Raw genomic sequence first — 13,564 nt, 5'->3', positions numbered from 1 at the left:
ATTCTCACACCAGCAGACGCGAGGTGCTCAGCTGTCCGTATGTCTCGGTGACTACCGACTGCGCGTCGTGGTCAGGGATCTCGAGCACCTCTGCCACAGCCTGGACGATCTCGCTGACGGTCCGGCCGTCACACAGTTCCCACACCAACGTCGCGACCGGGTTGAGGTGATGGGCAACCTCGCTGGAACTGTCGTACAGCACAACCCCGTCGGTGAGATCGTTGCTCTCCACCGTCTGAGAGCGTTGCGGTCTCACATCTTCGAGTAGTTCGGTCAAGATATCTCCTTGATTCAGCGAATCCGATTTTCGTTTTGGTGGTGGTCTCACAGCGCGAAGCGTCGTGAGTATTCGGATTCGATTGCGCCCGAACGAATCAGACTGCGTGTGGAGGCGATTCCGGGTGCCACCGTCAGGCACGTGAGCGCTCCCCCGGCACTCGCATCCACCAGGTAGTCGCCCAGAGTTCGGTAGTGACCCGCCCATTTTCCGAATGCTTCGGGATCTGACTCCGGATCCGCAATCTCGTCGAGAATTCGCTCGAAGGCGCGCGAATGGACGAGAACGGCGTGGACACCACGGTTCTCGGGGCTGGTGCGCAAGAGTGCCGAACCGTCGAGCAGAGCTCCGTCCCTCGATTTCGGGTCGTGTCCTAGTTGGACGACATCCCAATCGCGGTGATCGAGCTCTTCGCGTGCATGGTCCAGGATCGAGGCAGCCGCATCGAGCAAACTGACGTCGTCAGCTGCGATGAGGACCGAATCCCAGCCATTCTCGGTCGCCCGAGAGACCGCGCGACGCCACGAGACGGCAAAGGCCGCTTCCTGATTCAGCATGTCCTCGAAAGCTGAGACCCTCTCCACCGCGGCTACGCCCGGCAGGCGAATGAATCTATGCCAGGACGCCTTCCATCTGTCGATGTCGAGGTCGAGATTAACGACGACAACGCCGAGTTCCGAGTTCGAATCCTCGATATCCGGGTTATGTTCTCCCACTGACCGGGCGGGCGACAGGGGACGATTGAGCACAACGTCGACTGCGCCCCGCTCGAGCAGATACGCCGCCAGTGAAAAGTCGGTCGGCGCGGGTCCGTCGATGAGACGAGAGAGTTCGTCCCGCAGGGCTCGGTACGCCGCCGCGCGAACAATCAGTGTGGCCCCGGGCAGGTTGTCGCCGTGTGCGTGGATAACGGCCGTATCGGCCTCGGTGGGGAGATCGTTGGTTATGTTCCGCAGTTTGTACGCGAGGGCTGGTTCGATCACGCGATCCTCGTCCAGGAAAACCACCGACTTCCATCCCAGCAGAATTGCCTTGTCGATTCCGGCGAGCAACGCGGACGCCGTCCTCCACACATCCGGACCGTCCTCTTGCGACGGAATCGCACGGTGAACGGTCAGTTCGATCGACTCGGCCTCGGCCAGGCATGAACGCCACGGAGCGACTCGGCTGTCATCGCTGAGAACGATCACCCCACCGAAAATCAGTTCCGGTCGCTGGACGTTCAGTTCGGCACGGCGGCGAATCTCGGGATACGAATCACCGAGGTACCTGGAGAACTGACGATGGAGTGAGCCGAGGTCCCAACCGACTTCACTCCAACCGAGCAGGTAATTGTGAACACGATCTTCCCAATTTATTCGATACGGGACACCTGCCGGGCGCTCGAATCGATGGTGCCAACCGAATGCCGGAAGGCAGACGACTTTGCCGCCGTTGATTCGGAACTTCTCGTGGATGTACCCCTCTTCACCTCCGAATCCGGTGAAATGCGAGTTCAATCCGGGCCACGCCTCGCGCCTGCAGGCAAATGAGCCGAGGCCCTGCATGACAATTTCGAAAGGCACGTCGGGGTGTTGCTTCGCGCGCGGATCAACACCCCAGGAGCCGAACATTCCGTTGCGCCATTGTGGGTCCATGTGGGTGGCCGCGATATGCGAGGAATCCTGGGAGAGCATCGGTCCCTGGATCAGATCGTCGGTGTCCGGATTTGCATCGAAATACGCCAACAACGCCGACAAGGATCCCGGCGCCAGGATCACATGGGAGTCGAGGACCAGGACGTACTTCCCGGTTGCCTTGCGGAACAGGACATCCCGCACTGCCGTGGATCGAACGTCGGTGAACGGAATGTAGCGGAATCGATCGATGTACCCGGCAAACGATTCGAGCATCGGTGCCGGCAACCCTTCGGGGTTGTTGTCCAACAAGACGAATTCGACTCTGTCCAGAATCTCGCGATGATGGACCAGGATCGAATGGATCGTGAAGTACGCCCCGTCGAAATCGTCGTAGGTCGCGATTGCGACAGTCAGATCGGCCGGTTCTCCGTGTGGAGGCGTCTCCTTCACCTGAACTGACCCCGCGCTCTGAAACTTCTTCAGAGCGCGGTGTAGCGCGACGTCGAACTCTGTCATCGTCGGTGTGCTCCCTCGGAACCAGTCGCGTCTTGTCGGTTACGTAGGTTCCGTGGGATTCGTCGGCTTGGTCGGGACCGTCGGGAGGGTCGGCTCGGTGCGAGTGGTCGGCACCGTTGGCACAGTCGGGACGGTCGGCTCCGTCGGCTCTGTGGGCCCGGTGGGCTTTGCGGTCGTCGTTCCACCCGAACCTGAAGAGCTACCAGTTGATCCAGAGCCTGTGGAACTTCCAGTCGATCCCGAACTCCCGGAACTACCCGAGGACCCCGAACTTCCCGACGATCCTGAACTTCCTGAAGATCCGGGGTTGCCCGGCTCGTTTCCGCCCGGCTGGTTCCCTCCCGGCGTATTGCCACCGGGTTGATTCCCGCCTGGTTGTTCACCGCCTGGTTGATTCGGATTCTGCTGGCCACGACTGGGCGCTCCGGAAAGATTCGGCGTGTCACCGGCTGCGAAGGCCGGCGCCGCACCACCGAGGCTGATCGACGTCACGACCGGCACAGTTACCGCCGAGGCCGCCAGAACTGTCTTGACGAACTTGCGTCGATCAACCGGAACATTCTGAAAAGCGTCGCCGCCCATAGTGTTTCTCCCATGCGTCCGAGACGAGGTCGTCCTCACTCGATGTCGGGGAAAACGCTAGCATCCATCTGGCAACTTTACAGACTGAACGCGCCGATTTTTGACGGTTATGCGAACTTGAGACTGGACTGGGCCGACAGTTCGGACAAAAGTACGGCGACCTCCTCCTGTTCAGGGGGCTCGTTTGCCCCGGTTGCCAACCGTCAACCGACCGGCATCTCCCACGGCGCCACCGGAAGCGTGTTTCCGGTCTCGAGATAGGACTTCAGGTTCGACAGCACCGCCGACCATCCGCCCGCTACCTCCATGCGAGCCGATTCGTCCGCCAAATCGGTGTGCTTGACGGTCAGGCGCACGATCGCGCCGAAGGCTTCGATGTCGAAACTCACCCGCGATATGTCGACGCCTGGTTCGCCGTTCGGATCGGCCCAGGTGGTGACCAACCTCGACGGTGGATTGCTTTCGACCACGGTGCCGACTACATCCGCGATGTTCGAGCCGTCGATCCGGCGATGCTCCCACGTCGATCCCGGCTGCCAATCGGAGACGTTGCTGTGTCCCCAATACTCGGCAGTCGCCTGTGCATCCGTGAGCGCTTTCCAGACGTTCTCGGCTGTACTGGCAATGTAGGTGACATACACGAAACTGGGCTTGTCGGTCATGGCTTCCTCCGCGAGTTTTTTGACGGCACTGAGCGCATTCAGGCGCGGTACCTCGAACTTGTTGATCCATCGCTCTCGAATTTCTTCGAGCGCAACGGGATTGAGATAGTGAAGTTTGGATCTCCCCTGCCGAACCGTGCTGATCAGATTTGCTTCCTCGAGCGCGGTGAGGTGCTGCGTGACAGCTTGGCGGCTCATGTCGAGGCTCTCGCACAGATCTCCGAGCGACTGACCGTTGGCTACGAACAAGCGGTCCAGAAGAAGCCTCCGCGTCGGATCGGCAAGAGCTTTGAACACTGCATTCATTCGGTCGACCACAAACTCACAATATGCAAGCATTTACTTGCATGTCAATGGTTGGGCGTGCCGGGTTTCGGAAGTAGGGATCAATGAGGTGTGATGTCACTAGGCAGATGTGATCTGAATCCCGGATCGCAGTACACGAGAGGTTGGGCACATGGACTGGGCAGCAATTGGAGTAGGTGTCGGGTATGCGTCGGTGGCCCTGTCGATCCTGGTTTTCGTCGGCGGCTGCATCGCACTGTTCATCTTGTCGGTCCGCCAGTAGCCGACACCTCGACAAAGTGGTGATCACCCCCGGTTCGGCGAAGCCGATCGCATCGGGAGTGATCACCTCCGGGGCCGCTTGATCGATTCGGACCCAGCTGCGTTCGACGGGCTGCTCGCAGAGAAGCTCGGCCGCGGTGGGACTACCGTAGGACTGTCGCCTAGAACTCGAGGAGTACGGAATGAGCATCCAGTCGGTTGAACCGCACCGCCACCGCGTAGTGGTGATCGGTTCCGGCTTCGGAGGATTGTTCGGCACTCAGGCTCTCAAAAAAGCCGATGCCGACATCACGATGATCGCGCGTACAACCCACCATCTGTTTCAGCCACTCCTCTATCAGGTTGCCACCGGCATCCTCTCGGTCGGGGACATCGCTCCCGCCACGAGGCTCGTGCTGCGCAAGCAGAAGAACGCCCAGGTACTGCTCGGTGAAGTCGAGACGATCGATCTCGAGAACCGGACTGTGACCTCGCGCCTGCTCGAACGCGTCACGGTAACGCCATTCGACAGTCTGATCGTGGCAGCAGGTGCCGGTCAGTCATACTTCGGTAACGATCAGTTCGCAGAGTTCGCCCCGGGTATGAAAACAATCGACGATGCCCTCGAACTGCGCGGACGTATCCTCGGCGCGTTCGAACAAGCCGAGCTGTCGGACGATCCTGCCGAGCGCGCGCGCTTGCTGACCTTCGTCGTGGTCGGCGCCGGCCCCACCGGCGTGGAGTTGGCCGGACAGATCGCCGAGCTTTCCCGCCGAACGCTCGACGGCGCTTTCCGCAAGATCGATCCGCGTGAGGCACGTGTTGTGCTCCTGGACGGCGCTCCTGCAGTCCTGCCCGTGTACGGCGGCAAGCTCAGCCGTAAGGCAGCCGAGACCCTCGAGAAGCTCGGCGTAGAGATCCAGCTCGACGCGATGGTCACCGACGTCGACAACGACGGTCTGATCATCAAGGAGAAGGACGGCACGCTTCGCCGTATCGAGTCGCAGTGCAAGGTGTGGTCTGCCGGAGTTCAGGCGAGCCCTCTCGGCAAGCAGCTCGCAGAGCAGAGCGGCGGAGAAACCGACCGCGCCGGCCGCGTGATGGTCAATCCTGACCTGTCGCTTCCCGGACACCCCAATGTCTTTGTCATCGGCGACATGATGTCGCTCGACAAGCTTCCCGGTTTGGCTCAGGTCGCCATGCAGGGCGGCAAGTACGCGGCCAAGCAGATCAAGGCGGAACTGAATGGTCAGTCCCCCTCGGCGCGAGTTCCGTTCAAGTACTTCGACAAGGGCAGCATGGCAACGATCTCGCGCTTCAGCGCGGTAGCCAAGGTGGGCAAGCTCGAGATCAGTGGCTTCATCGGATGGGTTGCCTGGCTGGCAATTCACCTTCTGTACTTGGTCGGGTTCCGTTCGCGCGCCTCGACGCTCTTGTCATGGGCTGTGACGTTCTTCGGGCGTGGCCGTGCACAGATGGCGTCCACCGAGCAGCAGGTCTTCGCGCGAAACGCGATGGGCGAATTGGAGAAGAAGAACAAGGAAGCGACGGAGTCCAACAGCGCTTCCAACGGCGAGTCGAAGACGACCGCGGGCAAGCAACAGAAGGCTGCCGGCTGATCAGTACCTGACTGAACGGCGAAGGGCGGCAGTGGAGTTCAACTCCACTGCCGCCCTTTCCCGTGTTCTCAGTTTCCGATCTTCGCCACCTCGGTGATGTTCGCGAGGCGAACTTGTCCCTTGGAGACGAGTCTGTCGTTCTCGTCGGTGATGCGAACCTCCCAGAGCTGCTGAGTGCGTCCGCGATGAATCGGGGTGGCTTCTGCGGTGAGTGTGCCTTCCCTCGTTGCACGCAGGAAGTCGGTGTTGTTGTTGACGCCGACCACGTGGCCTCGCTCGCCCAGCCACACGGTGCCACCGACGCTGGCGAGAGACTCCACCACCGAGCAGTACACGCCGCCGTGCTGAATCCCTGCGGGCTGGTGCAGCGTGGGCTTGACCGTCCATTGCGCCCGCACACGATCTGGGCTCAGTTCGGTGTATTCCAGGCCGATGGTGGCGTCGAAGCCCGTTCCGAGCCGTTTCATCATCTCTGCGGTCTCAGCAGTGTCGACCATGCCATCTCCATCTGTGATTCTCCGGCGCCGGTGTGGCTGCCACTCCCTACTTGATTACACGAGAGGTAACTCGAGCTTGGAATCAGGTCTGGAAAAAGAACCGGCGGGTTTCACATCAATCGATGTGAAACCCGCCGTGGGAAGGACCGGGAGTCTCTGCAGCCCTCAGGACTCCGGCGCGGTCCGGCAGTTTCGCCACTCTCGCGGTGTGTAACTCTCCGCGAGGTGTTCCACAATCATAGGCAAGGCTGACCTAATTTAGCAAGCCCTTCGTCGAACTGGTTCCAGCGAGGGCGCAGCGAGACCTTGCGGCGCGCGCGAACCGGCAACCCGGCTGCGACAAAGGCGTCGAGCAGGCCCTGTCCACGGCGCTGCGCTACCGATTCGCCTTCACCGGCCAGAATGGGGACATAGGCAGCTGCACCCAGGATCGACTCCCCCACCAGTCCCCAGAATCTGAACTGGTCGACGGGCGCACATCTGGCCACGGCGTCGTAGATGGCGCGCAGCGACGTCAGGCAACGGTGCGCAGTCCAGATGAGGAGCGCCTCTTCACACGGCATGTCGACGACGCCGTCACTTCCGAACTCTCGCCCGCTGGGTGCCACACGAAGCGTTTCGTCGAGCACGCCTGCCCAGTCGATTCCGCCGTCGCTGTCCATGTGGATGAACAGGTTCTCGAGCCCCGGGTCCCAGGCGGACCCCTCGGAGACGATGGATGCGGCAACTCTGCCGACCACGGCATGAATGAGCGACGTCGCAACCTGTATCGCGGCAGCTTCAGCGCTGTCGAGATCCTGAAGTGAACGGGCGAACATCTGTTGCACCCGATCCCCGCACAAGCCTTCACTGAGCTGCCACCAGCGCCGTTTACCTTCGCCTGCCATGGCGGCAACCGCATAGACACGCGGATAGTCAGGGTTGAGTGCTCGTAGGCGAACGCTGGTGCGGCTCAATGCGTTCGACCGGAGTTCGAATTCACGAACATCCGCATGCTGGGTGGTCAAGGTGATTGTCACCGTGCACTCCAATCGGCCGAAGTTGTCTTGTGGTTCTTAATGTAGGTTAGCCTCACCATAATTCAAGAGTAAAGAACTGTGACGCTGGGCACCGCATATTCACAGGAACTTGCCCCGCGGGGAGCACACCCACATAGGGTTCCGTAACCTAAGATGCGAATTCCCTGCGCACAAAGACCAGGAGCTCGAACCGCCAGTGACGATGATCAAACCTCTCGGGAACGGACATCCCCGAGGACCCAGCGAGACGTACGGACGGCGCATAGTGCCGCGCGGCCCGGCTCCTGTCCGAATGCGTGTTCTAGCTGGCATTTTCGACGCGGGGGTGTTCCTGCTTCCGTTGCTCGTCGGCTGGTACATCGTTCAGTCGCTCCGAGACGAGAACGGTGGCGGCGAAGCCGACCGCGCCGTGTTCGGTGGGACGGCAATAGCCATTGCCGTCGGTCTCCTTGTGTGGAACCTCGGATTCCGCGAAGGTGCCACGGGCCGGACCTCGGGAAAGGGATGGGTAGGCCTGGTCACGCGAGACGCGAAGACAAAGCAGCCCATCGGTGTTCGCCGGGCTCTGCGCAGGCCGTTCGATCGAACCGGTATCGAGGTGGTCCGTGAAAGCACGGCGCGCGAAGAAGGGTTCGAGGAACTCGCGCGCGACAACAGCGTCGGGGCAACTCGTCGACGCCGGCTGATCGGTCTCGCGGTGCTCACGGTACTTCTCGCGCTCGTCATGCTCGCGAGCATCGCGGTGGGCGCTCGGCCGCTGACGTTTGCCGAGATCTTCCACGCCATCTTCAGTTCGGACGGCACCCAGACGGACATCATCGTGCGAACGTTGCGTGCTCCGCGGACCATCCTGGGTCTTGTTGTCGGCATCGCACTCGGTATCGCCGGCGCCCTGATCCAGGGACACACACGTAACCCGTTGGCAGATGCCGGGCTACTCGGCCTCAACGCCGGCGCGGCGTTCTTCGTAGTCATGGCGATCTATCTCTTCGGCTTCACCGCACCGAGTCAGTACCTCTGGTTCGCGTTTGCAGGATCGTTCGTCGCCAGCATCGTCGTCTTCGGCTTGTCCTCCATCGGAAACGGCGGCGCAAGTCCTCTGAGTCTGGCTCTGGCGGGCGCAGCCGTCGCGTTCTTCCTGCAAGCCATGACCAATGCCGTGATCATCCTCGACCAGACCAGCCTGGACGCCTACCGTTTCTGGGTGGTCGGGTCGGTGTCCGGTCGCGGGTTCGACGTTCTCTGGCAGGTCCTCCCCTTCCTGATACTCGGTTTGGTCATCGCCCTGGCAAGTACGCCTGGTCTCAACGTCCTGAGCCTGGGTGAGGACGTCGCAAAAGCATTGGGAACGAACATCGCGTTCAGTCGCACACTCGGCATCATCGCGATCACCCTGCTGACCGGCGCCGCGACTGCAGCGTGTGGACCTATCGCGTTCATCGGATTGGTGGTCCCCCACGTGGCCCGGGCCATCACCGGACCCGACTACCGCTGGCTGGTCCCATACGCGGGCTTGCTCGGTGCGGTCATGCTGATCACCGCGGACATCATCGGTCGCGTAGTCGTGCGCCCCGGCGAGTTGCAGGTCGGAATCATCCTGGCCCTCTTCGGCGCCCCGTTCTTCATCGCTCTCGTACGCCGCAGGAAGTTGGCAAGTCTGTGACGCTCAAGCAAGAACTCCGGGTGCTCCCCCGGACCGTCCCCTCCCGTAAGTCGATTCGTATCGGTGGATTCTCGCTGGTCTACCGTCCACTCGCGGTGTCGGTGAGCATTGCACTCGCGGTCGCACTCTTCCTTCTGCTCTGCATCAACATCGGACGTGGCGACTATCCGATCTCGATCCCCGATGTCATTTCCGTCCTGCTGGGCAATGGAAGCAAGACACAGAACCTGATCGTCTTCGACCTCCGACTTCCTCGCTCGCTCACCGCACTCTTCATCGGTATGGCACTCGGCATTGCCGGTGCGGTCACCCAGACGATTGCTCGCAACGCCCTCGCCAGCCCCGACATCCTCGGAATCACGGCGGGATCGAGCGCTGCCGCAGTTGCTCTCATCGTGCTCGGCGGTGGCGGGTCGTTCGTGGGACTGCTTGCCACACTGGGGATTCCGTTGGCGGCCCTCTGTGGCGGACTGCTGACAGCAGTGGTGATCTACGCCTTGGCATGGCGTAAAGGCGTCGAGGGGTTCCGCCTCATCCTGATCGGCATCGGCATCAACGCCATGCTCGTGGCAGCGACGGGATGGCTCCTCATCTCGGCGGACATCAACGATGCTTCCCGAGCACAGGTGTGGCTCAACGGTTCGCTCAACGGTGCCACCTGGAATCAGATGTGGCCGGTAGCCATCGCTGTCGCGCTGGTCGGTGGCTACGCGGTGATCGCCTCGTTCACCATGGGAGCGCTGCGGTTGGGCGACGACAACGCCACCTCACTCGGTGTTCGCTTGCAATCGTCGCAGGCCAAACTGTTGCTCTCCGCCGTGGCGCTGGCCGCCATCGCAACCGCCGCAGCAGGTCCGGTCGGCTTTGTCGCCCTGGCTGCGCCACAGGTCGCCATGCGTCTGGTGCGCTCTGCCGGCCCGCCCATCGTGGCTTCCGCGCTGACCGGTGCTGTACTGGTGGTCGGCAGCGACGTCATCGCTCGAACAATTCTGCCTGTGGAACTCCCCGTCGGAATCGTGACTTCCGCACTGGGTGGTCCGTTCTTGCTCTACCTGTTGGTTCGTAACAATCGGAAGGTCACAGCATGACCACCATCGCCCAGTCCACCGATGCTCCTTCGCGTCTCGTCGCGCAGAATCTGACGCTCGGGTACGGGGATCGCATCATCGTCGACGGGCTCGATCTCGAGATCCCCACCGGCGTGATCACGACGGTCATCGGACCCAACGGTTGCGGCAAGTCGACACTTCTCCGCGCGCTGGGCCGTCTACTCAAGCCCAAGGGTGGATCGGTCATTCTCGACGGCAAGGCGATCAGTTCGATGAAGACCAAGGAAGTCGCGCGGGTCCTCGGCATGCTCCCCCAGACGCCGGTAGCGCCTGAAGGGCTCACCGTCGCCGATCTGGTCTCACGTGGACGCCACCCGCATCAGTCGTGGATTCGGCAGTGGTCTGCGGACGACGAGGGCGAGGTTGCAGAAGCACTCGAGCTGACCGGAGTCTCGGACCTTGCAGATCGGCCGGTCGATCAATTGTCCGGCGGCCAGCGTCAGCGGGCCTGGATCTCGATGGCTCTCGCCCAGGGAACCGACATCCTGCTCCTCGACGAGCCGACCACGTACCTCGACCTTGCGCACTCGATGGAAGTCCTCGACCTGGTGGATCAACTCCACGAGGAAATGGGGCGCACCGTGGTGATGGTTCTGCACGACCTCAATCTCGCAGTCCGGTACAGCGATCATCTGATCGTGATGCGAGACGGCGCCGTCGTCGCTTCGGGCGTCCCCAAGGACATCATTTCCGCGGAACTTCTGCTCGAGGTGTTCGGTCTCGAAGCTGCAGTCATCGACGATCCGGTCTCGGATCGTCCCCTGATCGTCCCGATCGGCACCCGACACGTCTTCGGCGCTGTCGGAGGGCCTGCCAAGCCCGCCTGAAGATCGCGAATCAGCGACCCAGAATCGTCCGAACGAGTTTGAATCCCTGACCGATCGACACGGTCGGCAGGTATGCCCGCCCGACCGCGTTGCCGATGCTCGGTAGCGCGGCCGGATCGGCGAATGTCATGTGCATCGGTACGTATCGGGGTTGAAACTTCGATTTGAAGGCCAGCAGCGATCGGAAGCCGTACACCGGTTCCAGTGTGCGACCGAGTAGATCGAGGACGCTGTCCATCATCGCCGAGAAGGTCGTGGCCTCAGGTTCGGCTGTGTCCGTAGTGGAGTCGGCGGCGATTGTTGCCAACGGTGCACCGGACAGACTGAGGAACTCGACACCCTCCTCCTCCAATTTCAGTGCGGCAGAAGCAATGAGAAACTCCATCGCGGGCCGGAACCCTTCGGAGCGTCGCCTCATGAAGTCGAGGGTCCAGCCGACGACCTGGCCGTCGCGATGCACCGGCAGCCACGACGTGACACCGTGCACCGTGCGATCCTCGTCGACGGCGATCAGGCAGCGCACCGCCTCGTCGTCGACCTCGTCGAGCCCGCCGAGAGTGAAGCCCATCTCGGGCATCCCCTTGTCCGCTACCCACTCTTCCGAGATCGCGACGATCTGATCCTTGATCGCGAGAGGCGCGTGCGGGAAGGAAATCCACTCGGCCGTGATCCCGGACTTCTTCGCCCGATTCAGTGCCGTGCGCACGTCCTGGAACCGCTTGCCCGTGAACGCGATTCCGCCCAGATCGAGCACTGTTTCCTCGGCGACCTGTAGGCCGCTCCAGCCCATGGAATCGGTAATGGTGCGCGCGTCGTCGGTCACCGAGTAGAAGCAGGGAATCCACCCGTTCGACGACGCGAACTCGGCGAACCCCTCGATCGCTGCGCGCATCCGATCAGGAGGACCGACCGGGTCACCGGTGGTGAGTGCGACTCCGGCGATGACGCGGTAGGCGACATAGCTCGAACCGTCTGCACTGAACCAGTAGGTGTTGCCCTTCCACGTCGTCATCCACGACAACGGACTGCCGGTGCCGGCGAGCAACATCGATCGCGCACGTTCGGCGGCTTTCGGATCAGCGGTCTTGACGGGCTTGAGGAAGCTCACGAAGACCAGCACGGCAGCAACGCCCCAGAACACGACGCCGGTCCACTCGAACAGCAACGTCGACTCGATGTCCACGGGAAGCAGGCGCGGGTCGATCAACTGCAGGTACACCGGCGGTACGAGGCGCTGCGGGAAGTCCGCGAGCAGCATGGTGACAGTGGGCTCGCGGTCGAACCCGTGCCTGGCGAGCATTCCGCCGCCCACGTAGATCACGGCGAGGACCCCGAGCAACGTCACGATCGCGACGCCCAAGCGTCTGTATGTCTTGGCCGGGGCCGCCACGTCGAAGTATCGGCGTGTGGAGATCAAGAGGATCAGCACGAACAGCGGCGTCAGGAACGGCACTAGTGTCCGGTACACGTTCGGATCGCTGATTCCGTAGAAGAGACTGTCGCTGTCCACGGCGTCGACGAACCTGATGACGAAGTTCCCGATCGAGAGGACGAGCAGGACAACCTGAGCGCACACCGTCGCTATCCAGGCGAATCTGCGGCCACGCCGAAGCCCGTCGCTCAGCACCAGGACAAAAATGGACGGCATCAGCGAGAGCAGGGTCGGCCCGATACCGGAGAGTCTGAGCTCGAGGAGACCTCGTCGACAATCCGGGTCCGACGCGGACTCGGCGCACAGTTCTCGAACCTCGGCCACCGTCCACGGAACTCCGCGGAAGAGGTCACGCAGGACGGCAAGTGGACCTACCGCTTGCGGAGACAGTGCGGCGATCATCGGGCCGATCGCACTGGCCGCCACGACGATGGCCACGAGGACGCGGCCCTCCCGCTGGGTCCCGGCGATTCGCTCACCGCGAGCCGACCGTCCCACGATCCACTGGCCGATCACCAGACCTACGACGGCGGCGAAGAACCTGATGACATCTTGAAGTTGGCCGCTGAACAGGGCCAAGGTGATGGTCAAAGCCAGGGTTCCGACGCGGATGCGTCGACGCCACAGTGTGCCCATGTTCGAGCTGGCGGCCATGACGGCGCCGACGATCCATGCACTCGCGCCGACAGCGGAGCCGACGTGTAGGCGGAATCCCCAGTTGGAGTCGAACACCTTCGCGAACGATGCCCAGCCGAGTCCGAGGAGCACACCGAGGATTTGGGTGCTCGCTCCGGCAATTGCGAGCTTGACCGTCCCCATGCGCCGCTCGAGGGGCGCAGCGACCGCGATCAGGAGCACGCTCGCACCGATGTACCCGAGCAGGTTTCCCGCCCACAGAGCGGAGGTGAGCGGAGTCCAGATGCGTCCGTGCTGGATCGAGCCCATTCCCGCGCCGATCGCGTGCTCGAGATCGCGGGACGGTCCGTGCACCAGGCTGCCCGTGGCAGCGCCCAGGATCCACATGGTGAGAAGTAGAACGACCGTCAACGGTGCGTCGCGAATGCCGAAACGAACGATGTCGGCAGCTTTCTGCGCGACTGCCCGTGCCCGTGATGTGGATTCTTCGGTGCCCGGCGAACTGTCGATCGTCATCTACGTGCGGCTACTTTCTGCGGATCGACTGGGGGCTTGCTCAG

11 protein-coding genes are annotated in these 13,564 nt (G+C 62.1%); 5 read left to right on the top strand and 6 right to left on the bottom strand.

Features of this window, described 5'->3' with window-relative positions; translation table 11 throughout:
* Window positions 1-4: 4 nt before the first annotated feature.
* Together ACFT1A_RS04690 and ACFT1A_RS04685 are read right to left on the bottom strand one after the other, a co-directional pair.
* Entirely contained in the window at window positions 5-277 is a 273-nt protein-coding gene (locus ACFT1A_RS04690) for a PqqD family protein (protein WP_378446008.1), read from the bottom strand.
* Between the two features lie 47 nt (window positions 278-324).
* Window positions 325-2,412 (bottom strand): glycosyltransferase, encoded by a 2,088-nt coding sequence (locus ACFT1A_RS04685; protein ID WP_378446007.1) that lies wholly within the window; start codon window positions 2,410-2,412, stop codon window positions 325-327.
* A gap of 52 nt (window positions 2,413-2,464) precedes the next feature.
* Between ACFT1A_RS04685 and ACFT1A_RS04680 the strand changes: the two genes are divergently transcribed.
* Window positions 2,465-2,776: a hypothetical protein gene (locus tag ACFT1A_RS04680; RefSeq protein WP_378446006.1), complete on the top strand. Its 312-nt coding sequence runs from the start codon at window positions 2,465-2,467 to the stop codon at window positions 2,774-2,776.
* Between the two features lie 421 nt (window positions 2,777-3,197).
* Here ACFT1A_RS04680 and ACFT1A_RS04675 read toward each other — a convergent pair whose 3' ends face one another.
* Window positions 3,198-3,962, bottom strand: a complete 765-nt coding sequence (locus tag ACFT1A_RS04675) for an ArsR/SmtB family transcription factor (RefSeq protein WP_378446005.1) — start codon at window positions 3,960-3,962, stop codon at window positions 3,198-3,200.
* A gap of 443 nt (window positions 3,963-4,405) precedes the next feature.
* Between ACFT1A_RS04675 and ACFT1A_RS04670 the strand changes: the two genes are divergently transcribed.
* Complete coding sequence (locus ACFT1A_RS04670) at window positions 4,406-5,821, top strand: NAD(P)/FAD-dependent oxidoreductase (protein ID WP_378446004.1); 1,416 nt, start codon at window positions 4,406-4,408, stop codon at window positions 5,819-5,821.
* Window positions 5,822-5,889: 68 nt separating this feature from the next.
* Here the strand turns inward: ACFT1A_RS04670 and ACFT1A_RS04665 are convergent, their stop codons facing one another.
* Together ACFT1A_RS04665 and ACFT1A_RS04660 are read right to left on the bottom strand one after the other, a co-directional pair.
* Window positions 5,890-6,318: a PaaI family thioesterase gene (locus ACFT1A_RS04665; protein ID WP_003945020.1), complete on the bottom strand. Its 429-nt coding sequence runs from the start codon at window positions 6,316-6,318 to the stop codon at window positions 5,890-5,892.
* A gap of 236 nt (window positions 6,319-6,554) precedes the next feature.
* Window positions 6,555-7,337 (bottom strand): hypothetical protein, encoded by a 783-nt coding sequence (locus ACFT1A_RS04660; RefSeq protein ID WP_378446003.1) that lies wholly within the window; start codon window positions 7,335-7,337, stop codon window positions 6,555-6,557.
* Window positions 7,338-7,539: 202 nt separating this feature from the next.
* Between ACFT1A_RS04660 and ACFT1A_RS04655 the strand changes: the two genes are divergently transcribed.
* The 3 genes from ACFT1A_RS04655 to ACFT1A_RS04645 are packed head-to-tail and all read left to right on the top strand — an operon-like array spanning window position 7,540 to window position 10,936.
* The gene (locus ACFT1A_RS04655; RefSeq protein ID WP_230815749.1) at window positions 7,540-9,000 is read left to right on the top strand and encodes an iron ABC transporter permease; all 1,461 of its coding nucleotides are present in this window, start codon (window positions 7,540-7,542) and stop codon (window positions 8,998-9,000) included.
* Window positions 8,997-10,088 carry a FecCD family ABC transporter permease gene (locus tag ACFT1A_RS04650; protein WP_378446002.1) on the top strand — a complete coding sequence of 364 codons (1,092 nt, stop codon included), beginning with the start codon at window positions 8,997-8,999 and terminating at the stop codon, window positions 10,086-10,088. The genes ACFT1A_RS04655 and ACFT1A_RS04650 overlap by 4 nt, the downstream gene beginning before the upstream one ends.
* The gene (locus tag ACFT1A_RS04645; protein ID WP_020907760.1) at window positions 10,085-10,936 is read left to right on the top strand and encodes an ABC transporter ATP-binding protein; all 852 of its coding nucleotides are present in this window, start codon (window positions 10,085-10,087) and stop codon (window positions 10,934-10,936) included. Before ACFT1A_RS04650 ends, ACFT1A_RS04645 begins: the two co-directional genes overlap by 4 nt.
* Window positions 10,937-10,946: 10 nt before the next feature.
* Here ACFT1A_RS04645 and ACFT1A_RS04640 read toward each other — a convergent pair whose 3' ends face one another.
* Window positions 10,947-13,520 carry a bifunctional lysylphosphatidylglycerol flippase/synthetase MprF gene (locus ACFT1A_RS04640; RefSeq protein ID WP_378446001.1) on the bottom strand — a complete coding sequence of 858 codons (2,574 nt, stop codon included), beginning with the start codon at window positions 13,518-13,520 and terminating at the stop codon, window positions 10,947-10,949.
* Window positions 13,521-13,564 lie beyond the last annotated feature (44 nt).

Origin of the sequence: Rhodococcus sp. NPDC057135, assembly GCF_042670865.1 — a bacterium.
GTDB lineage: Bacteria > Actinomycetota > Actinomycetes > Mycobacteriales > Mycobacteriaceae > Rhodococcus_F.
The sequence above is the reverse complement of the archived record's forward strand: the minus strand, read 5'-3'. Positions and strand labels throughout refer to the sequence as shown.

Excerpts from the sequence above, each read along its gene's own strand:
- ACFT1A_RS04685 (WP_378446007.1), bottom strand. The coding sequence starts at position 2,412 with ATGACAGAGTTCGACGTCGCGCTACACCGCGCTCTGAAGAAGTTTCAG.
- ACFT1A_RS04665 (WP_003945020.1), bottom strand. The coding sequence starts at position 6,318 with ATGGTCGACACTGCTGAGACCGCAGAGATGATGAAACGGCTCGGAACG.
- ACFT1A_RS04655 (WP_230815749.1), top strand. The coding sequence starts at position 7,540 with ATGATCAAACCTCTCGGGAACGGACATCCCCGAGGACCCAGCGAGACG.
- ACFT1A_RS04645 (WP_020907760.1), top strand. The coding sequence starts at position 10,085 with ATGACCACCATCGCCCAGTCCACCGATGCTCCTTCGCGTCTCGTCGCG.
- ACFT1A_RS04670 (WP_378446004.1), top strand. The coding sequence starts at position 4,406 with ATGAGCATCCAGTCGGTTGAACCGCACCGCCACCGCGTAGTGGTGATC.
- ACFT1A_RS04675 (WP_378446005.1), bottom strand. The coding sequence starts at position 3,962 with ATGAATGCAGTGTTCAAAGCTCTTGCCGATCCGACGCGGAGGCTTCTT.
- ACFT1A_RS04640 (WP_378446001.1), bottom strand. The coding sequence starts at position 13,520 with ATGACGATCGACAGTTCGCCGGGCACCGAAGAATCCACATCACGGGCA.